At 58.7% G+C, this 22,673-nt stretch carries 23 protein-coding genes; 13 read left to right on the top strand and 10 right to left on the bottom strand.

Going from position 1 to position 22,673, the window contains the following annotated elements; all coding sequences use genetic code 11:
* Positions 1-48: 48 nt before the first annotated feature.
* The 3 genes from ACZ46I_RS12775 to ACZ46I_RS12765 are packed head-to-tail and all read right to left on the bottom strand — an operon-like array spanning position 49 to position 2,549.
* Entirely contained in the window at positions 49-810 is a 762-nt protein-coding gene (locus tag ACZ46I_RS12775; protein ID WP_013505547.1) for a TlyA family RNA methyltransferase, read from the bottom strand.
* Positions 807-1,211 carry an ATP-binding protein gene (locus ACZ46I_RS12770; RefSeq protein ID WP_013505546.1) on the bottom strand — a complete coding sequence of 135 codons (405 nt, stop codon included), beginning with the start codon at positions 1,209-1,211 and terminating at the stop codon, positions 807-809. The genes ACZ46I_RS12775 and ACZ46I_RS12770 overlap by 4 nt, the downstream gene beginning before the upstream one ends.
* A 3-nt stretch (positions 1,212-1,214) precedes the next feature.
* Positions 1,215-2,549, bottom strand: a complete 1,335-nt coding sequence (locus ACZ46I_RS12765; protein WP_013505545.1) for a phenylacetate--CoA ligase family protein — start codon at positions 2,547-2,549, stop codon at positions 1,215-1,217.
* 367 nt (positions 2,550-2,916) lie between these two features.
* On the opposite strand from ACZ46I_RS12765, the gene ACZ46I_RS12760 reads away from it, so the two are divergent.
* From ACZ46I_RS12760 to ACZ46I_RS12750, 3 genes are read left to right on the top strand one after another with little or no spacing between them, the layout of a single operon-like run.
* Positions 2,917-3,852 (top strand): DUF2232 domain-containing protein, encoded by a 936-nt coding sequence (locus tag ACZ46I_RS12760; protein WP_013505544.1) that lies wholly within the window; start codon positions 2,917-2,919, stop codon positions 3,850-3,852.
* Positions 3,849-5,831, top strand: coding sequence for an NAD-dependent DNA ligase LigA (ligA, locus tag ACZ46I_RS12755; protein WP_464280998.1), 1,983 nt, complete (start codon positions 3,849-3,851; stop codon positions 5,829-5,831). The genes ACZ46I_RS12760 and ligA overlap by 4 nt, the downstream gene beginning before the upstream one ends.
* Entirely contained in the window at positions 5,816-6,679 is an 864-nt protein-coding gene (locus tag ACZ46I_RS12750) for a UbiA-like polyprenyltransferase (RefSeq protein WP_013505542.1), read from the top strand. The genes ligA and ACZ46I_RS12750 overlap by 16 nt, the downstream gene beginning before the upstream one ends.
* A 184-nt stretch (positions 6,680-6,863) precedes the next feature.
* Here the strand turns inward: ACZ46I_RS12750 and ACZ46I_RS12745 are convergent, their stop codons facing one another.
* Both ACZ46I_RS12745 and ACZ46I_RS12740 read right to left on the bottom strand, forming a co-directional pair.
* A complete protein-coding gene (locus ACZ46I_RS12745) occupies positions 6,864-7,124 on the bottom strand; it encodes a GSU3529 family protein (RefSeq protein ID WP_013505541.1) in 261 nt (86 codons plus the stop codon).
* A gap of 1 nt (position 7,125) precedes the next feature.
* A complete protein-coding gene (locus ACZ46I_RS12740) occupies positions 7,126-7,527 on the bottom strand; it encodes a hypothetical protein (protein WP_041725926.1) in 402 nt (133 codons plus the stop codon).
* 305 nt (positions 7,528-7,832) lie between these two features.
* Here ACZ46I_RS12740 and ACZ46I_RS12735 point away from each other — a divergent pair, with 305 nt between their 5' ends.
* Positions 7,833-8,705, top strand: a complete 873-nt coding sequence (locus tag ACZ46I_RS12735) for a ParA family protein (RefSeq protein ID WP_013505539.1) — start codon at positions 7,833-7,835, stop codon at positions 8,703-8,705.
* Positions 8,706-8,712: 7 nt separating this feature from the next.
* Here ACZ46I_RS12735 and ACZ46I_RS12730 read toward each other — a convergent pair whose 3' ends face one another.
* A complete protein-coding gene (locus ACZ46I_RS12730; RefSeq protein WP_464280997.1) occupies positions 8,713-11,205 on the bottom strand; it encodes a heavy metal translocating P-type ATPase in 2,493 nt (830 codons plus the stop codon).
* 162 nt (positions 11,206-11,367) lie between these two features.
* On the opposite strand from ACZ46I_RS12730, the gene rpsU reads away from it, so the two are divergent.
* From rpsU to gltX, 9 genes are all read left to right on the top strand, one after another.
* Positions 11,368-11,580: a 30S ribosomal protein S21 gene (gene rpsU / locus ACZ46I_RS12725; RefSeq protein ID WP_013505537.1), complete on the top strand. Its 213-nt coding sequence runs from the start codon at positions 11,368-11,370 to the stop codon at positions 11,578-11,580.
* 262 nt (positions 11,581-11,842) lie between these two features.
* Positions 11,843-12,457, top strand: a complete 615-nt coding sequence (gene yihA / locus ACZ46I_RS12720) for a ribosome biogenesis GTP-binding protein YihA/YsxC (protein WP_464280996.1) — start codon at positions 11,843-11,845, stop codon at positions 12,455-12,457.
* Between the two features lie 16 nt (positions 12,458-12,473).
* Complete coding sequence (locus ACZ46I_RS12715; protein WP_013505535.1) at positions 12,474-12,965, top strand: hypothetical protein; 492 nt, start codon at positions 12,474-12,476, stop codon at positions 12,963-12,965.
* Between the two features lie 109 nt (positions 12,966-13,074).
* Positions 13,075-14,364 carry a trypsin-like peptidase domain-containing protein gene (locus ACZ46I_RS12710; protein WP_464280995.1) on the top strand — a complete coding sequence of 430 codons (1,290 nt, stop codon included), beginning with the start codon at positions 13,075-13,077 and terminating at the stop codon, positions 14,362-14,364.
* A gap of 946 nt (positions 14,365-15,310) precedes the next feature.
* Positions 15,311-15,679 (top strand): DNA-binding protein, encoded by a 369-nt coding sequence (locus ACZ46I_RS12705; protein ID WP_013505532.1) that lies wholly within the window; start codon positions 15,311-15,313, stop codon positions 15,677-15,679.
* Positions 15,676-16,842: an ABC transporter permease gene (locus tag ACZ46I_RS12700; protein ID WP_013505531.1), complete on the top strand. Its 1,167-nt coding sequence runs from the start codon at positions 15,676-15,678 to the stop codon at positions 16,840-16,842. Before ACZ46I_RS12705 ends, ACZ46I_RS12700 begins: the two co-directional genes overlap by 4 nt.
* Positions 16,839-17,501, top strand: coding sequence for an ABC transporter ATP-binding protein (locus tag ACZ46I_RS12695; RefSeq protein ID WP_013505530.1), 663 nt, complete (start codon positions 16,839-16,841; stop codon positions 17,499-17,501). The genes ACZ46I_RS12700 and ACZ46I_RS12695 overlap by 4 nt, the downstream gene beginning before the upstream one ends.
* Positions 17,502-17,602: 101 nt before the next feature.
* Positions 17,603-18,217 carry an NAD(P)H:quinone oxidoreductase gene (gene wrbA, locus ACZ46I_RS12690; protein ID WP_013505529.1) on the top strand — a complete coding sequence of 205 codons (615 nt, stop codon included), beginning with the start codon at positions 17,603-17,605 and terminating at the stop codon, positions 18,215-18,217.
* A 258-nt stretch (positions 18,218-18,475) separates the two neighbouring features.
* Positions 18,476-19,918, top strand: coding sequence for a glutamate--tRNA ligase (gltX, locus tag ACZ46I_RS12685; RefSeq protein WP_464280994.1), 1,443 nt, complete (start codon positions 18,476-18,478; stop codon positions 19,916-19,918).
* A 68-nt stretch (positions 19,919-19,986) separates the two neighbouring features.
* Here the strand turns inward: gltX and ACZ46I_RS12680 are convergent, their stop codons facing one another.
* From ACZ46I_RS12680 to ACZ46I_RS12665, 4 genes are read right to left on the bottom strand one after another with little or no spacing between them, the layout of a single operon-like run.
* On the bottom strand, positions 19,987-20,628 hold the full coding sequence (locus tag ACZ46I_RS12680) for a 3'-5' exonuclease (protein WP_013505527.1): 642 nt from the start codon (positions 20,626-20,628) through the stop codon (positions 19,987-19,989).
* A 21-nt stretch (positions 20,629-20,649) separates the two neighbouring features.
* Entirely contained in the window at positions 20,650-21,156 is a 507-nt protein-coding gene (locus tag ACZ46I_RS12675; protein ID WP_464280993.1) for a SixA phosphatase family protein, read from the bottom strand.
* A complete protein-coding gene (locus ACZ46I_RS12670) occupies positions 21,153-21,818 on the bottom strand; it encodes a protein-L-isoaspartate(D-aspartate) O-methyltransferase (protein ID WP_464280992.1) in 666 nt (221 codons plus the stop codon). Before ACZ46I_RS12670 ends, ACZ46I_RS12675 begins: the two co-directional genes overlap by 4 nt.
* A 1-nt stretch (position 21,819) precedes the next feature.
* Complete coding sequence (locus tag ACZ46I_RS12665) at positions 21,820-22,671, bottom strand: hypothetical protein (protein WP_013505524.1); 852 nt, start codon at positions 22,669-22,671, stop codon at positions 21,820-21,822.
* Positions 22,672-22,673 lie beyond the last annotated feature (2 nt).

Here is a 22,673-nt window from a genome sequence, read left to right as displayed (position 1 = left end):
CACGGATTTTCGCAGATGGGCGCAAAAAGCACGTTCACACACCAGCCCTCAGCGGTTTTCAGGGCTGATTTTCCTGGCCAGGAGCAGGTATTCGATGTTGCCGTCGGTGCCGGGGGTCTGGCTGGGTTCATGGTGCTGTATTTCCCAGTGTCCGTTTTCCCGCAGGGCGTGAAGGACTTTCTCCAGGGCTTCCAGGCGGTGGGTTTCTTCCTTGACGATGCCGCCACGGGCGATTTTTTCCCGGCTGAGTTCAAACTGGGGTTTGACGAGCCCGATGAAGCGGGTGCCGGGGCTGGCGAGCCGGGTGATGGGTTCAATGATTTTGGTGAGGGAGATAAAGGAGACGTCGGTGACGATGAGGTCAAAGCGGGTTCCGATGGGTGGCTGGTAGTCGCGGATGTCGGTTTGTTCGCTGATGGTGACCTGGGGGTGGGTGCGCAGTTTCCAGTCGAGCTGGTTGGTGCCCACGTCCACGGCGTGGACGTGGCTGGCTCCGTGCTGGAGGAGGCAGTCGGTGAATCCGCCGGTGGAGGAGCCGATGTCGAGGCAGGTGTGGCTGGTGGGGTCGATGGCGAAGCTGCGCAGGGCCTGTTCCAGTTTCAGGCCGCCACGGCTGACGTAGGGGATATCCTTGACTTTGAGGCGGATGGTGGCGTCGTCGGGCACGGTGGTGCCGGGTTTGTCGATGCGGTGATCATTGACGATGACGGCTCCGGCCATGATGAGGGCTTTGGCGCGTTCGCGGCTTTTGACGAGTTCGCGGTCCACCAGGAGTTTATCCAGGCGGGTTCTGGGTGTTTTTTGATTCATGGGATGTCGCGGGCGAATGCCAGGGTGACCTGATTGCCTTTGTCGTTATAGGTGAGGCTGTCGGCGTAGTGGGCGACGATATAGATGCCGCGTCCACCGGTGCGCAGCAGGTTTTCGTCTGCGGTGGGCTGGGGGACGGCGCGCTGGTCGAAGCCGTCGCCTTCGTCGGTGATGCTGATGTTGATGCCGTGGGAGTTGCAGTGGAGGTTGACCTGGACGCTCTTGGTGGTGTCGCTTTTGTTGCCGTGCATGATGGCGTTGGTCATGGCTTCGTCAACGGCGAGCCGCACCCGGTAGAGTTTCTTCGGGGTGAAGTAGCCGTCGGGAATGCGTTCGACGATGTGTTTGGCGTATGTGGCGACTTCGTCAAGGTCTGACGCGAACACCATGGTTGTGGTCATAGGCTACCCCTGCGCTGGGTGTTGGATCCGTTTGTCGACTACCCGTTTGCTTTTTCCTTCAAATCGTTCCAGGGTCTTTTTTTCCACGAGTCTGACGGTGGCGCTGACGCCGACCATGCTGCGGATTTCCTGTTGTATTCTCTTGACGAGGGCGTTCTGCTTTTTCATTTCATCGAAGAAGAGGTGTTCGTTGACTTCCACCAGCACTTCCAGCACGTCCAGGGAGCCCTGTCGATCGACGACAAGCTTGTAGTGGGGCTCGCAGCCTTCAATGCTGCACAGCACTTCTTCGATCTGGGTGGGGAAGACGTTGACGCCGCGGATGATGAGCATGTCGTCGCTGCGGCCGGAGGGTTTTTCCATGCGCAGGAAGCTGCGTCCGCAGGCGCAGGGCTCAGGGATGAGGCGGGTCATGTCGCGGGTGCGGTAGCGGATGACGGGCAGGGCTTCGCGGGTCAGGGTGGTGAGCACCAGTTCTCCCATTTCTCCCAGGGGCAGCACTTCGCCGCTGACGGGGTCGATGATTTCGGGGTAGAAGTGGTCTTCGTTGATGTGCATGCCCTTTTTTTCCAGGCATTCGCAGGCGACGCCGGGGCCCATGACTTCGCTGAGGCCGTAGTTGTCGGTGGCGTGAATGTTAAAGCGCTCTTCGATCTGGCGTCGCATCTGGTCGGTCCAGGGTTCACCGCCGAAGAGGCCGGTGCGCAGGCGCAGGTCTTCGCGGCGGATGCCGGCCTGCTCCATGGCTTCGGCCAGGAACATGGCGTAGCTGGGGGTGCAGATGAGGGCGGTGGTGAGGTAGTCTTTCATGATCATAAGCTGCTTCTGGGTGTTGCCGCTGGAGATGGGGATGACCGATGCTCCCACTTTCTCGGCGCCATAGTGCAGGCCGAAGCCGCCGGTGAAGAGGCCGTAGCCGAAGGCGATCTGGATGACGTCGTCGGCGGTGACGTTGCTGGCGCTGAGCAGCCGGGCGATTAATGTACTCCAGGTGTCCAGGTCGCGGCGGGTGTAGCCCACTACGGTGGGTTTGCCGGTGGTGCCGCTGGAGGAGTGTATACGCACGATATCGCGCATGGGTACGGCAAACATGCCGTAGGGGTAGTTCTGGCGGAAGTGGTCTTTCACGGTGAAGGGGAGCTTGCGTATATCCTGGATGGACTGGATGGAATCCGGGGCTATGGCGTTTTCTTCAAAGAGGTTACGGTAGTGGGGGACCTGGTGGTACGCTCGTTGGACGGTTTCGCTCAGGCGCTGCAGCTGGAGTGATTCCAGTTCAGAGCGTTCCATGGATTCGAGTTGGGGTTCCCACATCAGGGTAAGGTTGGTTGATGGCATAACGGTGTTAATCCTTATAGCAGGCTGCTGGAAACCCCCGTCTGCGGCGTTGCCCGCTGTCGTGATTCACGGGGAGTGCGCTTCATTTCTCGCTCCGCTGGCGCCCTGCACCTGTGGGTTTTTCCATTGCCTGTCTGAATTTGAAGTATTTCAAGCTGTCCGGTTTTTCTCAGCAGGGTTGCCGGTATTTTGCCGCATACCCTCCGAATTTTCTGAGAATACTATGAATATTGCTTCAATGGCAACCAAACATGATGCCTTTGTTGCAAAATTACCCTGTATCAGGTATATGAGCTGGGTGTTTGACGGGCCATCGGGCATCTCGTGAAGAGTCTGGTCCGCAGTTTTTTTCAGGAGTACCGAGCACTTGAACACACCACCGGCTGATAACTCATCCCACCCCATGTCTGAACGCGCGCTGGTGTTACGTAACAGTGCCATCAGTATTGTCCTGCTCTCCATTACTTCGACGATTCCCCTGCTGGGAATCTTTGCCGGCCTTTTCATGCCCTTTCCGATACTGCATACGATTTTTCACCATGGCTGGCGTGGTGGTTTTGTGGTGGGCGCTCTCTCGGCGCTCTTTCTGGTGGCTTTTCACCCGCCTCTGGCAATCATGTATTCCATGGAAACCTTTATCCCGTCGCTGATCCTGATTCTCTTTCTGCGTCTGGCCTGTCACCCCATGGCGAGCACGGTGTACTCGACGCTGATTACCGGTATCACGCTGTTTGTGCTCTACATTCCCTTTGTGGCGGTGCGGGGGGAGGATCCCCTGTGGCAGCTGCTGGAGGCGACGCGGGCTGCCATTGAGCAGGGGGCTTCCGGTTCGGGGCTGGCGCAGAATGTGGAACTGATCATGCATGTGGCCTATAATATCGCCTTTGGCTTTTTCATGACCGGGGTGTTCTTCTCCCTGATCTGCTCCCTGGGATTGATTATGCGACGCGGCGCCGATGGCAAGCACATCGGTGTGCTGGGTTCCTACTTCAGCGCCAAGATTCCGCCCTACTTCCTGATCCTCCTGCTGGCGGGGCTGACGGGTATGGCGGCCCAGCATCACATCGTCTTCATGGGGGCGGCCAGCCTGCTGTTCTTCCTGACCATTCTCTATGCCCTGCAGGGCTTTCTGACCATGTCCTTCTTCTTTCGTCATCGCAAAACGCCGCTGTTTTTCCAGGTACTGGTGTACGGGATTATTATTCTTCAGCCGGGGCTGGCGCTGATGATCGCCTTCCTTGGGATTCTGGAGACCTTGCTTGGCCTGCGCGAGAAGATGATGCAGGGACGCCCCTCCCGATGAGTGCTGCGGAACGGGAGCGCATCGACCAGTTGACGGCTTTGCTGCAGAAGGCCGATGAAGCGTACTACACCCTTGCCGACCCCATTATGGGCGATGGCGAGTACGACGGGCTCTATCGCGAGTTGCGTGCCCTGGAGGCCCGTTTCCCCCAGTATGTCCACGCCGATTCCCCCACCCGTCGCATTGGCGAGCGTCTGGAAGGGGGCAGTCGCGCCTTTGTGCACTCGGTGCCCATGCTCTCCCTGGGCAATACCTATGAGCAGGCGGAGCTGGAAGACTTTCTGCGCAAGGTGCGTCGCGACAGCGGCGACCATGTGCGCTTTACCGTGGAGCCCAAAATTGACGGGGTGGCGGTCAGCCTGCACTACCGTGACGGCGCATTCAGCGTGGCGGCTACCCGTGGCGACGGGCTGCAGGGTGAGGAGATCAGCCATAATATCCGCACCATCCGCAGCCTGCCGCTGGAGATTCCGGCTGCGGGTGCCATGGAGATTCGCGGTGAAGTGTATATCCCCCGTCAGGCCTTTGAGCGCATCAATCAGCAGCGTCTGGAGCAGGGGGAAAGTCTCTATGCCAATCCACGCAACCTGGCCGCTGGTTCTCTGAAACTGCTTGACCCCGCCCAGAGCAGCCGCCGTGGGCTGCAGATATTCTGCTACTCCCTGCAGGGGTTCCCTCACGACTCCCATTTTCAATGTTTGCAGACACTCAGGGACTGGGGATTTCCCGTCAGTGACCTGGTTCGCCAGTGCGCCAGCGATGCCGAGGTGTGGGACGCGGTGCAGCATATTCGTCAGCAGCGTGAACTGCTGCCCTTTGATATTGATGGCGCGGTCATCAAGGTGGATCAGCTGCACCTGCACGAGGAACTGGGCACAACGGCCAAAATTCCCCGCTATGCCATCGCTTACAAGTACGAGGCCCAGCAGGTCAGCACCCGCCTGCGGGATATCACCTTTCAGGTGGGGCGTACCGGAGTGATTACTCCGGTGGCCGAGCTTGAACCGGTATTGCTGGCGGGCAGCACCATCTCCCGCGCCACGTTGCACAATTTCGAAGAGCTGCGCCGCAAGGATATCCGCATTGGCGACCAGGTGCTCATCGAGAAGGGCGGCGATGTGATCCCCAAGGTGGTCAAGCCCATTACGGCCCTGCGTTCGGCGGACGCGTCGGAGGTGGCTCCCCCGGAAAACTGTCCGGAGTGCGGCAGCCCCCTGCACTGGAGCGACAATGGTGTGCACCTGTACTGTCAGAACCCCCTGTGTCCGGCCCAGCGCCTGGGCGCTCTTCTGCACTTTGTCTCCCGCGATGCCATGGATATTGCCGGCATGGGGGAAAAGGTCGTGCAGCGCTTCCTCGACGAGGGTATCCTTACGGATATTCCCGACATCTACCATCTGGTCTATGAGCGCGTCGCCAGCCTGGATGGCTTCGGGGTCAAGAGCGCCCTGAATCTGCAGGCATCCGTCGAAGCTTCCAAGGCCCATCCCCTGGAGCGGGTTCTCTTTGCCCTGGGTATTCGCCACGTGGGCAAAAAGACCGCCCAGCTGCTGGCCCGTCACTTTGGCTCCATGGAGCGTCTGATGCAGGCGAGCATTGAGGAGCTGACGGCGGTGGAGGAGGTGGGCGAAATTGTGGCCCGCTCCATCTATAGCTTTCTGCGCGAGCCCGCCAGCGTGGCGCTGGTTGACGCCCTGAAACGCAGCGGACTGAACATGGAAAGCTCCGCGCCGCGCGCTCAGGTGGCTTCCGGCCTGAGCGGCAGGTCGGTGGTGTTTACCGGCAAGCTGTCGCGGCCCCGTAAGGAATACGAAGAAATGGCCCAGCTGGGCGGTGCCCGCGTGCTCTCGGGCGTATCGGGCAGTCTTGATTACCTGGTGTGCGGCGAAGATGCCGGCAGCAAACTGGACAAGGCCCGCAAACTGGGTGTTGCCATTATCGATGAAGAGGAGTTTGTACGCCTATGCTCAGCCGAATAACCATCCTGCTGGAAATGATCAAGTTTTCCCACACCCTCTTCGCCCTGCCCTTTGCCCTGATCGGCATGCTGACAGCGGCCCGTGGCCTGCCCGGTTTCTGGACCATCTTCTGGATCGTGATGGCCATGGTGGGGGCCCGAACCATGGGCATGACCCTCAATCGCATTCTCGACGCGGAAATCGATCGGCGTAATCCCCGTACCGCAGAACGCCACATCCCCGCCGGCGTGGTCTCCCGCCGAGAGGCCTGGCTGCTGGTGGCAGCCTCCTTTGTGCTCTTTGAAGTGGCGGCCTGGGCGCTCAACCCCCTGGCTTTCAAGCTGAGCTTTGTGGCGGTGGGTTTTCTGGTGCTCTACCCTTTTATGAAGCGCTTCAGCGTTGCGGCCCACATCGTGCTGGGCCTGACTCTGGCCATGGCACCCATCGGGGCCACCATCGCTGTTGCCGGAGAGATTACCCTGTACAGCCTTTTGTTGGGCGGGTTTGTGCTGCTGTGGTCGGCAGCCTTTGACATTATCTATGCCACCCAGGATATCGAATTCGACCGCTCCCAGAAGCTGTTCAGCATTCCCGCCTGGCTTGGCCAGCGCCGGGCGCTGCAGGTGGCGGCACTCTTCCACGGGGTGGCCTTTGCCCTGCTGCTCCTGAGCTCCATGCTGCTGGAGTACCTGGGAGGGATATACCTGGCCGGCGTGGGCGTGGTGGGCGTTATGCTGGTGTACGAACACCTGCTGGCCTGGCGGGCCAAAGATCCCGCCGATATTGACCGCGCCTTCTTCACCGTCAACAGCTACATTTCCATCGTCATTTTTGTGGCAACCTGCCTGGACGCGATCTTCTTCTGGTAGGCGGTTTTTTCCGTACGCGGTGCCCGTGAACGCAAAGCGCCCAGCTGCTCTTTCTGAGTGGCTGGGCGCTTTTTTGTCGTGTGTTGTTCTGCAGGTTGCTTTCCCGGCTCCGCGTTCTGCGCTTCCTGGCGAGGAAAACGCCTTTGGGGTTTCCCGCCGTTGCGTGCACCTGGGAGCTCGCCCCTCAGAGCTTGTTTACTTCGAAGATGGTCTTCAGGGTTTCCTTGATGTTTCCGGCAGTCATGCCGCGTCCCAGGTATCCGGTCTGGGCATAGGTTTCATAGAGGGCGATCTGCTCGGTCAGCAGGATGATTTCATCTTCCTTGTGGGCGTACTCTTCAGGTTTTTGCAGAATGGTTTCTATGTGACATGTCAGGAAATCGGGGAAATCGCGCTCTTTCTGAGCGATACGGGTCTGCTTCTCCAGGTCACGAAAAAAATCCATGCTACTGCTCCTCAACCTTCTGTATGTTATTGGTGCTGAAATTGGCTTCCACCACGATGTTTTCTATGAGCGCGTACCCTTGCTCCGTGACGCTGAGCACCTCAAGGGCCGGGGCATTTTCATCGGCCTGCTGGATAGCGTGCTGCAGCATGCCGTTGCCGAGCAGCTCGCCCAGGGTGCTTTCCCAGGGGCCCAGGTGTTGTTGCATGGAGGTGAGTATTTTTTGAAGAGTTTGGACGGGGACGCCCAGTTGCTCCTGGTGAATAATATTGAGGATTTCCAGGTAGCCTGCCAGCAGGAGAATGCGCTGGTGCTGGGAGATATCCTGATACCGGCTCAACAGTTCGCCGATTTCCGGGCGTTCCGCAGGGCCGTTCAGGTAGGAATGATGAATCTGTTTCATGATCGATTGCAAAACCGGGCGCGAAGAAGGCTGACTCATAGTTCTGACTCTCTGCTCTCTACAATGCGGTAGCTTCTGTCATTTTTCTGACACTTCTATTCTTAGCATTTTTCTGTGACAAAAGTCACCACACTGGTTTGAGATTTTTTTGCGACAAATGGCGGGCATTTGAAGATTCACATTAAATGATTTATTCACAAGTGATTCTGTCGGCTTGTGGAGAGGGGATTTTCTTTCAGGGTACACGGAGAAACCTCGGTGCTTTGTGTGGTATGGTGTGGCAGATACGCGCAGGAGGAAATGACATGGCGGTGATTCTGTTTATCAATCTCAAGGGAGGAGTTGCCAAAACAACCAACGCGGTGGCGGTTGCCGAGTGTCTGGCCAGTATGGGCAAGCGCACGCTGCTGATAGACGCGGACCATCAGTGCATGGCGGGTGAGCTGCTGCTGGGGGAGGAAGGGCAGATGCGCAGCGAGAAGCGTCGCACGACGTTGCACGATCTGCTGGCCGCCATGCTGGATGACGAGTTTTCCGCCCGCCAGTTCAACGCCTTTTTGCAACCGGCCGTAAGCGCTCCCATGGTGGAAGGCGAGCCGCCAACGCTGATGGTGTTGCCGTGCTCAAGCCGTATTGAGGATTTCAGTACCAATATGGCCAAGGCCAAAAAAGGGTACCACGACACGGCGGCATTCCATGGACAGCTCGCAAAGCGCAAGGCCTATTTGCGCAAATGGCTGGATGAGAGTTTCGACTATACCCTGATTGACTGCCCACCCAGTATGGCACTGCAGGTGCGCACCCTGATGTCCGTGGCCGACAGCTATGTGATTCCCTGTGTGCCGGATCGCCTGGCGGTACGGGGCGCCTTTGCGCTGATGGATCGCATTCGTCAGGCGCGCCATCGGATTCAGCCCCTGGGGACGCTGTGGTCCATGTACCGGGTGCAGGTATCGCTGCACAAGAAGATCGTCATCCATGCCGCTCAGCGGCAGGCTCCCCTGGATGTTCTGCCGGAGCCGTTTTTCACGGTGATTCCCAACGCGACCAAGATAGCCGAATCGGCTGAACCGGAGATGGCCCATCTCGATTTTCGCCAGAAGTACTCGCCCCAGATAGCACAGCTCTATGAAAAGCTGTGCCTGGAGATTCTGGAGCGGCTGGGGCGAAACCCGTGAGCGGGTGTCACGGGTTCGAGGGTGTGGCCTGCATTCGCACTGGTGGACGGAAGTGACGCAGGCGCAGGGCATTGCTGAGGACGCACACGCTGGAGAGTCCCATGGCCAGGGCTGCCAGCATGGGTGAGAGCAGGATGCCCGCCACAGGATAGAGAATGCCGGCGGCGACGGGAATGAGGCTGGTGTTGTAGGCAAAGGCCCAGAAGAGGTTCTGCTTGATATTGCGCAGGGTTGCCCGCGAGAGGGCGATGGCGTTGGCCACATTGCGCAGGTCGCCGGACATGAGGACCACATCGGCGGATTCAATGGCGATGTCGGTGCCGGTGCCGATGGCCAGGCCAACGTCGGACTGGGCCAGGGCAGGAGCGTCGTTGATGCCGTCGCCCACAAAGGCGACCTTGCTGCCGCTGTCCTGTAGCTGGCGGACGGCGTCCGCTTTGCCGTCGGGCATGATTTCCGCCAGCACGTCGTCAATACCCAAGGTCCTGGCGATGGCCTGGGCGGTGCGCTGGTTGTCGCCGGTTATCATAACAGTCCGCAGGCCCATGGCGTGGAGGGCCTGAATGGCTGTGGCACTGGAGGATTTGACGGGGTCCGAGACGCTGATGGTGGCGGCCAGGGTGCCGTCAATGGCGGCGTAGAGCGGAGTCTTGCCGGCATCGGACAGCTGGGTCACGATGGCGGCGAATGGGGACAGGTCGAGCCCCAGCTGCTGCATATAGCGGTCGGCACCCACCTGAACCAGCTGGCCGTCAATGGTGGCCTCCACGCCAAGCCCTGGCAGGGCGCGGAAACTGGCGGTATCCGTCAGGGCTGCTCCCTGCTGCTGCGCGTACTGACAGATGGCCTGGGCGATGGGGTGCTCACTCTTGCTTTCCGCCGAGGCTACCAGGCGCAGGACGTCGGTTTTCTCGAAGCTCTCGGCGATGTGGATATCGGTCAGCTGCGGCTGGCCCTGGGTGATGGTGCCGGTTTTATCCAGGGCGATCACCGTGGCTTCACGCAGGTGCTGCAGGGCGATGCCGTTACGGAAGAGGATGCCGGTTTCAGCGGCTTTGCCAGTGCCCACCATGATGGATGTGGGGGTAGCCAGGCCCATGGCGCAGGGGCAGGCGATGATGAGTACGGCGACCATGTTCACCAGGGCGAAGGTGAGGGCCGGGGCCGGGCCGATCAGCAGCCAGATGAAGAAGGTGAAGGCGGCGGCGGCCAGCACGGTGGGCACAAAGTAGAGGACGACCCGGTCTACCAGGGCCTGGATGGGCAGTTTGGAGCCCTGGGCCTGCTCCACCATGCGCACAATCTGGGCCAGCACGGTATCCGCGCCGACCTTGGTGGCCTTGATGCGGAAGCTGCCAGTGGTGTTGACGGTGCCGCCGATGACTTCGCTGCCGGTTTCCTTGTGAACGGGCAGCGGCTCTCCGCTGATCATGGACTCATCCACATAGGAGCTGCCATCCACTACCATGCCATCAACGGGGATGCGCTCGCCGGGGCGCACGATGACGATGTCGTCGCGTACTACCTGGGCCGTGTCCAGATCCAGTTCGCGGCCATCACGTTCCACGCGGGCTGTGCGGGGCTGCAGGCCGATGAGTTTTTGGATGGCCTGGCTGGTTTTTCCTTTGGCGCGAGCCTCCAGGTAGCGACCCAGCAGAATGAGGGTGATGATGACGGTGGATGCTTCGTAGTACACGTGTACGGTGCCAGCGGGCAGAATGCCGGGCAGGAAGGTGGCGATGACGGAGTAGCCATAGGCGGCGCTGGTGCCCAGCATGACCAGGGAGTTCATATCGGGGGCGGCGCTGCGCAGGGCGGGCCAGCCCTTCTGGTAGAAGCGCCAGCCGGGGCCGAACTGGACAATGGAGGCCAGGACGAAGAAGAGGAAGTGAAGAGTGCGCGGGGATATCTGCTGGAAGAGCCACTGCTCCAGGGCTGGTATCCACATGGGGAACATATCCAGCACGAAGATGGGTATGGTGAGGATCGCTGCCAGCAGCAGGCTGCGGCGCAGTTCACCGGATTCTTCATGGCGTTGCTGCTGAATGCGGTCAATCTGGGGTGTGGCGTCGGCTGTCTGGGCCTGTTCCACCTGATAGCCCGCCTTGCGCACGGATTCGCGCAGCTGGTCAGGGGTGACGCTGGCGGGCACATAGGTGACGGTGGCCTGGGACGTTGCCAGGTTGACGCTGGCGTCGGCAACGCCGCTGAGCCCCATGAGCGCCCTTTCCACTTTCCCGGCGCAGGTGGCGCAGCTCATTCCCTGGACCGCGAAGCTCAGCTGTTCGGTAATGGGTTTGTAGTTGGTCTGTTCAAGGGCGTTAACGATGGCGCTGGTCGTGGTGGCGCTGCTGTCAAAGGTGACGCTGGCCTGTTCGGTGGCCAGATTGACGATGGCGCTGGTGACACCGGATACGGCCTGCAGGGCTTTTTCCGCCCGACCGGCACAGCCGGCGCAGGTCATGCCGCGGATACCTATGGTAAGCTGCTGGGAATCCATGTGGACCTCCAATTCAGAGAGTAAAATAGAGTAATCTAATTTGCAGCATACTGCTTTTCGGCTCACAGGAAAACCCCACAGTGAAATTCATTGACAGGTCCTTGTGTTTTCTGTATATATGCAGTTTCGAAAAATTCTTAAGAGAAATGGGGTGATTGTACCGTGCCGATTAATGCTTACGTCCGGGTTGATGGAGAAGAGGTCAATGACGCGCTGAAGGCGTTCAAACGGAAAGTTGAACGCGAAGGCCTGATTCGCGAAATGAAGAAGTACACCTTCTACGAAAAACCCACGGAAGCCCGCAGGCGCAAAAAACTCAAAGCCAAGCGCAAGCAGCTGAAGCTTCTGAACAAAATGCGTCGGCTCCAAGGCTGATCACCCATTGTATTCATTTGACATGAAGGGGAACCGAAAGGTTCCCCTTTTCCTTAGCAGGCCATTGAAAAACCCTCATCTGCGGCGTTGCCCGCTGTCGCTCGTCATTGCAACGTACGGGGAGTACGCTTCATTCCTCGCTCCGCGAGCGCCTGACACCTGAGGGTTTTTCAATTGCCTGCCTGGTTTGAGGTATTTCAGTGGCTGTTAGCTGGCTGCTGAATCCCTCCCCATCCGTTAACTTTCCGTGAGAGGAGCTGCCATGCCCCAGTCCTATACGCCCCACCAGGTGCAGTTCATCACCTCGGCGCCATCCCTGGCCAAGTGCCCGGTGCCAGATCGCCCGGAAATCGTCTTCCTGGGGCGCAGTAATGTGGGAAAATCGAGCCTGATCAATGCGGTGACCGGTCGCAGAAATATTGCCATCACCAGCAAGACACCGGGGCGTACGCGCCTGATCAACTACTTTGATGTCAATGGCGATCTCTACTGTGTGGATCTTCCCGGTTACGGGTTTGCCCGTGTGCCTACGGGCATGCGCGATGAATGGAACCGCAGCTTGTACGAATACCTGGAGAAGCGCGAAAATATCGCTCTGGCTATCATGATTGTGGACGCTCGTCACGAGGCGCAGAAAAACGATCTGCGCATGTTCAGCCTGCTGCAGGAGCTGGAGGTTCCCGTGTTCATTGTGGCTACCAAAGCGGACAAGCTGACAAAGAATCAGCTGCAGAAGCAGGTGGCCGGGCTGAAAAAAGTCTATGGCAAAGAGGCGGGTGTCTTGCCGTTTTCTTCAACGGCAAAGTATGGTATAGAGGAGTTCTGGCAGGAGATTACCCGCCGCGGAATAGTGGTCTCCAACAGCAAACCCGAATAACGTGGAGGTTCAGGATATGGAAGGCAAAGACGCCAAGGCCAGGGACGGTTCCCGTTCATCGCTGGACAAAGTGTACGAGAGTATTATCAAGGGCATTAACAAGAGCAAGGTCGAAGCTGTCAAGCTGACCAAGATGGGCAAGATCAAGCTCGATATCATCAACGCGCAGCGCAAGAAGTCCAACAAGCTTGAGGAGCTTGGCACTCTGACCTACGATCTGTTGAAGAGTGGTAATCTGCAGTTTGATGAAAACTTCCTTTCCCTGATTGAGGAGATCGAAAAGATCGACGCCGAAATCTCCGTGCATCAGGCGCTGCTGGAAGAGCTGAACCTGGCCAGTGACCTCAGTGAGTTCACTCCCGATGAGCCTCCCCGCGAAAGCAATCCTGCTCAGGAGGAGCAGGCGGAGCAGCCTGGCGACAGCCCTGAGGAGTACCACGCCGATGATGTCGCTATTTCAGGGCGTATTGAGACGCCGGTGACTGCCGATGAGAACAAAAAAGACTGATTTCCCTTTGAGAAATATTCAGGCAGTAGTTTCTACTGCCTTTTTTTATTGGTGCCCCAGAGGCTGGCGTCAGCTTGCGCTGCTCCTTTGGGTGCCGCTCTTTCTGGCGGTGCCATTTCCCCTGGCTGCCGATGATCTGCGGCGCACGCCGGTGGTGCGCGCGGTGGAACAGGTCAGCGCGGCTGTGGTGAATATTTCCACCCTCTCGGTGAAGGAGACTGCGGCAACGCCCTTTGTGATGAACGATCCGTTTTTCGATGAGTTCTTTCGCGATTTCTTTCAGGGCTTTCGTCGCTCCTACACCACCCGTTCCCTGGGTTCGGGGGTACTTATCAGCTGCGATGGGCATATTCTCACCAATGCCCATGTGGTGGCGGGGGCTACGGACATCACGATTTTTACTGGCGATCACCGTGAATTCAAGGCGCGTATTCTGGGAAGCGACTCCCGCAGCGATATCGCGGTACTGGCGGTGGAAAATCCGCCCCGCGATCTGGGCTGCGCCAGGGTGGGTAACTCCGATGAGCTGTTTATCGGTGAACCGGTAATCGCCATTGGCAACCCCTTTGGTTTTTCCAATACGGTTACCACGGGAATCATCTCTGCGGTTGGCCGCTCCATTCGTGGAGATGGAGTGGTGTTCCACAACCTCATCCAGACGGACACCATGATTAACCCCGGTAACAGTGGCGGGCCGCTGCTGAATATCCATGGAGATGTCATCGGCATCAACACGGCCATGTACCGGCGCGCCCAGGGTATTGGTTTCAGTATACCGGTGAACAGGGCCATGCGCATTTACGAGTACATTCTGCGCCATGGCACCCTTGATCGCGCCTGGATCGGGGTGGAGGTGCAGGAGCTCTCTTCGCAGCTGCGTTCCGCCATAGGTTCACAGCTGCCCAGGAATCGTGGCGTGGCCGTTACCGAAGTGGCGAATCCCTCCCTGTTTCGCGGCGAGGCATTGCAGCCCCAGGATGTGATTCTGGCGGTGGGGAACATGCCGGTGACCGGGGCCGCTGATTATGTGATGGGTATTCACGACTACACGGCCGATGATGTGATCGACCTGACAGTGTGGCGGGAAAACCGCGTCTTTCATACCAGGGTGCAGGCCCGCAGGGCACCTGACACCTACGGCATTCTGGTGCTGGCCCGCTGGCTGGGCGTTGAGCTGAAGGCCACCTCAGGTCAGCGTGGTATGGAGGTGGCGCGGGTCCACAGTGGAAGCTGGGCGCAGCGGGCAGGCTTTCGTCCCGGCGATCGCGTTCTCACCATAGACGATATTCCCATCAACTCTCCCCAGCTGCTGGCTGAAGCCATTGTGCTGGTTCGTGCCAAAGAGGGGGGCGTGATGGAAGTGGCGCGCGGGCGACAGACGACGCGTATTCAGTTTTGAATGCCCACCTGCGCAATTCCTGCGCAGGTGGGCAGGGGCTGCGCACCGCGCTGCGGGGTGAGAGCCGTATGCGAAAGAGTTGCGTTGATCTGAAGTTTCGCACCTTGTCGCCCTGGGTTATGGTATTATTTCTCTGGCATTTACCGCGCGGAAACCGTATTGATTTTGCATGCTTGATTCATTTGTATCCCACTTTTCGTTTTCCGGGTATTGTCCTTTTTGACCGCGCAAAAAGGACGGAAAAACGCGCCCCCCGAACGCCCGTTTTTCCGGCTCGTTTGCTCGCCTGTTCTGGAGATCCGGCAGCAGGCTGCTCAAAGAGGCCCATCTGCTGCGTTGCAGGGCATCGCTCGTCACTGCGACGTACAGGGAAGTACGCCTCACTCCTTCGCTTCGCCCGCGCCTTGCACCTGGGCCTCTTTGCGTTGCCTGACCCCTGCATCCCTGCAGTGCTGCCGGACCACTCACTTCCTGTGAGTGTCCCGTTCGGGTCTTGCCAGCCAGGCTTCGCACTCACCGGACGGGCTCAGGGGGGGACGGCCTGCTTCTGCCTCTCCCCCGTGTGCTGGCCCAGCCAGAACGCGCCGACTGGAACGCTATGGACCCGCAGGGTTGACGCCACGAGGGCGGCAACCGCAAACCAAAAGCCATGGAGGGCGGTTGTTTGCGGTCCCCAGTTCCAGGCAAGCGGACGGCTGATAAGGGCAGCACTGGGGGGCGCTTTTGCGCCACTTTTGGCGACCCAAAAGTGGCAAGGAAAAATGGAAACGGAATGTCAAAAGATGCAACCATTTCAGCCATTCCAGCATGGCATCAGGGTCGGCACCGACAACCTGCCGTTTCGGGGGTGCTAAAGTTAAGTTTGCTGTTATACTGGCTTGAATATTGCACGTGAAAGGCGGCACTTGCCTTTCCTGAGTATGTAAATTGATTTTGAGGAGTTTCTATGTACCGAATTTCTCTCTTGCTGGCACTGGTTGCCATTTCCCTTCTGCTGGTTGCCTGTGGCACCAAGGAAGAGGTGTACGGATCAGGGGTGAATCCCGCCGCTCCGGTGATTACGGTTCAGGATGCCTTCTTTAACAAGGATCTCCTGGAAACCGAGGTGACCATGGAAGGTTTTATACAGACCCAGTGTACTTCCAATGGCTGCTGGTTCATGCTGAAGGACGATACCGGGCAGATCTTTGTGGACCTCTCCCGTCACAGCTTCTCTCTGCCTGCGCGTCTTGGACACGATGCCCGCGCGACGGGCACGCTGACGACCTATAATAACAACCTCTTACTGGTTGCCAGTGGGGTGGTACTCAAATGACAAGTTCCCTGCATCTGGCTTTTCAGAACCTCCTGCGTCACCGCACGCGCAGTGCTTTGACCATGCTGGGCATCGCGGCTTCCGTCGGTGTGCTCTTTGCGGTCTTTTCCTTTAATCGCGGCTTTGAACAGAGTCTTGCCCAGCAGCTGGATCAGACGGGGCTGCACTTCATGGTGGTTCCCTCGGGCTGTGCCCATGAGGTGGCTTCCCTGGTGCTCCATGGCAACGTGATTCCCCGCTACATTGACGATGGTGTCATGGAACATGTTCTCGCCACCGAAGGTGTGGCGCTGGCAACCCCCATTCTGGTGGCCCAGCTGCCCAACCCCGCCCAGAAGCGCATTGACCTGATCTATGGTGTCGATATGAAGGTGCTGGAGGAGATCAAGCCCGACTGGGATATCACAGGCTCCATTCCACGCAGTGCACATGAAATTCTGCTGGGATACGAGGTGGCGCAGCACACGGGTCTCAAGGCCGGCGACAGTTTCCGCTACCCCCAGATGGACGAGCTCTTCCATGTTGCCGGTGTCATCGGCAACACCACTTCTGCCGATGACGCTTTTGTCTACTTCCCCATCGCCACGGCTCAGCGTCTGATGGAGAGCCCCGGTGGTGCCACAGCCATTGGTGTAAAGGTGGACAATCCTGAACGGCTGGGCCTGGTTACCGAGGCGCTGGAAAAAGCCGTTCCCGGCATTCAGATCGTGACCATGGGGCAGGTGATGAACAGCATTTCCAACCTGGCGGCTTCCGCCAAGTCCCTGAGTATCTCCATCGCCCTGATCGCCGTGATGATCAGTGCCGTCGGTGTCATGAACTCCATCCTCATGGCGGTTTTCGAGCGCACCCAGGAGCTTGGCATGATGCGGGCCATTGGTGCTTCACGCTTTGATGTCTTCCGCATGATTCTCAAGGAGACCACCATTCTCTCCCTGGCTGGCGGGGTGGTGGGTATTATCATCGCCGTGCTGGGTTCCCGTGGCATTGAAAGCTTTGTGCGCAGTGTGATGCCCTACGTGCCCAGTGGAGACCTGGTGCGCTTTGAGCTGTCGGTAGCCCTTGGCAGCGTTGCCTTTATCTTTGTTGTCGGCCTGCTCTCCGGCCTCTATCCGGCCTGGAAGGCATCGAAAATCAACCCAATCGAGGCGATCAAAGGATGATACAACTCAAAGGAATAGAAAAATCGTATCGGCGTGGCGTGGAAAACGTGCACGCCCTGGCAGGAATCGATCTGGAAATCGCTGCTGGTGAGCTGATTGCCGTTGTCGGCCCCTCCGGCGCCGGCAAGACCACCCTGCTGCACATTCTCGGCTGCCTGGATCTGCCCACCAAAGGTCAGATGCACTTTGACGGCGCACGGGTGGACACCATGGGTGAATCTCAGCTGGTGGCCCTGCGCCGCGAGAAAATCGGCTTTATCTTTCAGCAGTTTTACCTGATTCCCGGCCTCAGCGTCTTCGATAACATCGCCTTGCCCCTGCTGTTCTCACGCAAGAAGGCCGACCCCGCCGTCATCCGAGAACTGGCGGCAACCGTGGGCCTTGGAGATCGCATCAACCACAGCCCTTCACAGCTCAGTGGTGGCGAAATGCAGCGGGTGGCGGTGGCGCGTGCCCTGGTGAACAACCCCGAAATCATCCTGGCCGATGAGCCCACGGGCAATCTGGACAGCGAGAACAGCGAAAAGATTTTCGGACTGCTGCGCTCTCTGCACGAGCGGGGCATCACCGTGGTCATGATCACCCATAACGACGAGCTGGCGCAGCGGGCGCAACGGGTGATCCGCCTGCGTGATGGAAAGATCTGCAGCAGGCAGTGAGCTGCGTGGAGAAATAGCCCTTTGCCGAAAGCGTCGAATCGGATATTCTTGATGCCAGTGCCGCATGTTTTGAAAACCGTGAACAGTGAACGAGGTGTGCCATGAAGATAGCCATTGTCTTTTACTCCATGTATGGTCACGTGTATCAGATGGCCCAGGCAATTGCCGAGGGTGCGAAAAAGGTTGAGGGGGCAGAGGTGAAGCTTCTGCAGGTTCCCGAAACCCTTCCCGTTGAAGTGCTGGAAAAGATGGGCGCCGTGGAAGCCCGCAAGAGCTTTGCCCACATTCCCACCGCGACCGTTGAGGACCTGGAGTGGGCCGATGCCATTATTTTCGGCACTCCCACCCGCTTTGGCAATATGTGTGGCCAGATGCGTCAGTTCCTGGATGCCACCGGCCAGCTGTGGGCATCGGGTTCCCTGGTGGGCAAGGTGGGCAGCGTCTTCACCAGCACCGCCACCCAGCACGGCGGTCAGGAATCCACCCTGCTGAGTTTCCACATCACCCTGCTGCACCACGGTATGGTGGTGGCCGGACTGCCCTACGCCTTCCAGGGGCAGACCCGGGTGGACGAAATCACCGGCTGCTCACCCTACGGCGCTTCCACCATTGCCGCTGGCGATGGCTCACGGCAGCCCAGCCAGAACGAACTGGATGGCGCCCGCTTCCAGGGCGAGTATGTGGCAGGAATTGCCCGCAAGCTGACCTGCTGCTGAAGAAGCCGTTTCGCTCAGGTTTCTGACCGATAATTTTGTTGAAGGGATGCCACCGCTGTGGCATCCTTTCGCTTTGTTGGCAGGCTGCTGAAAAACCCTTAAACTTCGCAGGCAATTGAAAAATACTCAGGTGCAAGGCGCTCCCAGAGCGAGGAGTGAAGCGCACTCCCCCTACGTTGCAATGACGAGCGACAGCGAGCAACGCCGCAGATGAGGGTTTTTCAGCAGCCTGTTAAATTATACTCCCTGGAGATAAAGATGGTACGAGTCCGATTTGCCCCAAGCCCCACTGGTCACCTGCACGTGGGTGGCGCGCGAACTGCGCTGTTCAATTACTTTTATGCCAAAGCCCAGGGGGGCAGGCTCATCCTGCGGGTGGAGGACACGGATCAGGCCCGCAGCACCCGTGAAAGTGAAGCCATGGTGCTGGAAGATCTGCGCTGGCTCGGTGTTCAGTGGGATGAAGGCCCCGATGTGGGTGGCGATTACGGCCCCTATCGCCAGTCCGAACGCACCGGAATCTACCTGGAATACGCCCGCAAACTGCTGGAGGCTGACAAGGCTTACCACTGCTACTGCACTGATGCAGAGCTGGAAGCCGCCCGTGAGGAAGCCACCCGCCTGAAGATCACCCCCCACTACAATGGCCGCTGCCGAAATCTCAGCCCGGAGCAGGCTGCCGCCTTTGAAAAAGAGGGGCGCAGGCCCACCGTGCGCTTTCGCGCACCCCTGCGGGACTATGTCCTCAACGACATCATCCGCGGCGACGTCACCTTCAAGGATGGCATGATCGGCGACTTCATCATCATGCGTTCCGACGGCATGCCCGTCTATAATTTCTGTGTCAGCATTGACGATGTCCTCATGGAGATCACCCACGTCATCCGCGCTGAGGAGCACCTCAGCAATACCCTGCGCCAGATGATGATCTGCGAAGCCCTGGGCGTGGAGCCCCCCCGCTACGCCCATGTCAGCCTGATTCTGGGCGAGGATCGCTCCAAGCTCAGCAAGCGCCACGGTGCCACCAGCGTGGGCCAGTACCAGGAAAAGGGCTACCTGCCTGAAGCTATGGTCAACTACCTGAGCCTGCTGGGCTGGAGCAGTGGCAGCGAAGAGGAGTTGTTCAGCGTGGAGCGCATCATCGAGCTGTTCAGCCTGGAGCGCATCAACCGCGCCGCCGCTGTCTTCGACAACGCCAAGCTGGACTGGATGAACGCCCACTACATCCGCGAAGCTGACCTGCCGCGCATCACGGCGCTGATGAAACCGTACCTGATGCAGACAGGTCTCATAGATGGTGCCAAGGACGAGAATCAGCTGCAGCTTGAGATTGATATTATCCGGGGCAACTGTACGGTGCTGGCAGATGTGAGCACCTATTACCCCATCTTCCTCGACCGCGATCCACTCCTGGAGGAAGATGGCCGCGCGTTTTTGCAGCTGGAAACCAGCCGTCCCCTGGTCGAGGAGGTGCTGAAGCGAGTGGAAGCTCTCTCCCAGGCTCTTGATGGGGAAGTGTATAAGGATATGGTCAAGGAAGCGGGCAAGGTCGTGGGTGTGAAGGGGAAGAATCTCTTTATGACCCTGCGGGTGGCTTTGACCGGCAAGTGCCGTGGTCCGGAGCTTGATCTGCTGGTACCGGTGCTGGGCCAGTCCGTGGTCTGCCGGCGTCTGCGCTGGGCACTGGAGCAGATGAATTGAGGGGAATGGAATCATGAAATCCACAGCCCGCGCCGCTTTTGCGGCGCGGGCTGTTCTTTTGTGGGGTTCTACTTCCCTGAAACCATGGGTTCAGCAGAGGCGTTCTGCTTTTCCAGAAGGCTGTTGAGGGCCATATAGAGTTCACGGCTGATCCAGGCGTCAGCGGCGGCATACTTGATCTGCTCAGCGGAGAGGTGTTTGCGGCTCCAGTCGGAGCAACGGGCCTTTTTGGAAAGGCGTTTGCCAAAGAGCAGGGCGCACAGGGTGCGCAGGCCGGTCTGTTTGATGCCGAGGCGGGTCGCCAGGTGGGCAATGTCAACAAAACTCTGTTCATCAAAGGCGGCAATCTGCTGGAGCTGCTTGACATCATAGTTCAGGCCGGCTCCGACCTTGACGATGTGCTGGCTGGAGAATATCTCCAGCAGCCCGGCGGGCAGGTTGAAGCGGCTGATCTGGAAGAGGTAGACGTGGTTATGGGTTGCCAGCTGTATCAGCGAGGGCAGGAAGAACTGCCCCTTGCGGAAGGTGGGACGTGTTTCCGTATCAAAGCCCAGCACCGGGCACTGCTGCAGGGCGGGCAGTGCTTCGTGGCATTGTTCTTCCGTGGTGATCAGTTCAATATTTCCTGTGAAATCCAGCAGGGGCAGCTGGTTAATGTGCTCTTTGCAGATGGCGTCCTGTTCCAGGGAACGGGGGGCGTGCAGGTTCATGGCTCTCGTATCACTTTTTTCCTATGGTTCGATAAAGCCTTGCCGTGGAGAGTAGAAAAACAGGCATTTGCCCTTTTGCCGATGGATGTCCTTCCATGGCAGCTCAAATTGCAAGGCGGCGACTGCTGCGGTGGGCAGGTTGTCCAGGTTGAGGTCACTGTACTTGGTAATAAAGTCGGTGAGGCCGGGATTGTGGCCACACAGGAGCACACTATACCACGCCGGGTCCAGTTGTGCCACCACCGAGGCGAGGTCGCTGCTGCTGGCTTCATAAATGCGCTGCTGGAAGAGAATGTTTTCCGGTGAATAGTCCATTGCATGGGCGATGAGCTGGGCTGTGGCCTTGGCCCGCACTGCCGGGCTGGAGACGATGGAGTCCAGGTGTATCCCTCGGGCCAGGAGCTGCTGCCCTGTCTGTGGCGCGTTGGCCAGGCCACGCTGGTTCAGGGTGCGGTCGAAATCCCGGCTGGCGGGGTCATCCCAGCTGGATTTGGCGTGGCGGGTGACATAGAGCAGGTATGGTCTCACGGTGCATCCTCTCCAGGGCTCCAGCCCTCTTTGCCCACCAGTTTGACAAAGCTGCACTGGTGGAGATTCTGCCGCTCCCAGCGCTCTTCGCTGATGCGGCGATATTTGAAAAGGCTTTGCTGCTGGCTGTCGCCAATGGGAATAAGCAGAATGCCGCCGATATGCAGCTGGCGCAAAAGTGAGCTTGGCTGACGATTGCCGCCGGCAGTGACGATAATGCGGTCGAATTTTGCCGGCAGGGGATGCTGGTCACCGGATATGGCAGTGCCGTCGGCGATATGCACGCAGACATTGTCAATATGCATGGACTGAAGGACTTTAGCGGCGCGCTGCGCCAGCTGCGGAATGCGTTCGACACTGTGCACTTCCCGGGCGAGGTGGGAGAGCACGGCAGCCTGGTAGCCACTGCCGGTACCGATTTCCAGGACGGTCTCCTGGCCGGAAAGTTCCAGCTCCTGGGTCATGAGGGCGACAATAAAGGGCTGGGAAATGGTCTGGCCGAATCCGATAGGCAGGGCGTCATTACTGTAGGCGCGTCCCTGCAGAGCATCCTCGACGAAGAGATGGCGCGGAAGCTCTCCGATGACACTCAGTACCCGTTCATCTTCTATGCGGTTGCGCAGGTACTTCTCTACCATCATGTGGCGGGCGGTTGCGAGCATATCAGGTGATCCTGATGGGGCGATATCCCAGCAGCCGCAGGCGTTCGACGACAGGGGTAATCTGATCCTGCTCCAGGGGCGGGGTGAGCACCGAGTATACGACGGTCTTGTCAAAGTCGGAGACGATCATGGCCCGGTGGTAGCGGATGTTTTCCGCCAGCTCCTCGGCACTGGCCTTGTTGAAAAAGATTCCGCTGGCGGGGTAGTACTTGTCTTCACGGCGCACCACATGGTCGAGCTTCAGTTCGCGGCGCAGGGATTCGGCCATCTGCATGGTGCCGTAGCCCTCGACGATAACGCGGAAGCCAAAGCGGTCGGTGACACCTTCTTCCACCTGCAGGTTCCAGCCGAGGGTACGGGAGATCTCAGCGACAACGGCCTGGGCACGCTCCGCTTCAAAGGAGTAGTAGATCTGCAAGCGCCCGGCTTTGGGCTGCTGCGGATCCTGCTGCGCGGGAAGGTAAGGACTGGTGATCTGCCTCAGGGTAAAGCTGCCCACGGGAACACCCTGCTGACCGAGGACGATTTCGTGCATGCGGGCGCGGTCGACCATCTGCTGGGTCACATCGTGGGGCAGTTCAGGAACTTTTTTGCCCGGCGCAAAGAGAATGCCGACCAGGATGCCCACGATGGCTGAAGCTGCCATGAGCCGGAATTTCTGTTCGCGGGTCAGGCCCCGAAGCATGGTGAGTTTTTTCCTGAAATCAGCTTCCAGAAACTCCTGCCAGTACGGGGTCAGCAGGTAGTACTTCAGGCCTGCTCGCGTCCAGAAGGCAGGTGGCTTTTCAATGGCATCTTCAATGATGTCATAGTAGCCCTTCTGGTAGTTATCAAGAAAATTCAGCTTCCGCATGG

Source organism: Desulfurispirillum alkaliphilum, assembly GCF_055378285.1.
This window is presented reverse-complemented; position numbering and strand designations above follow the sequence as displayed.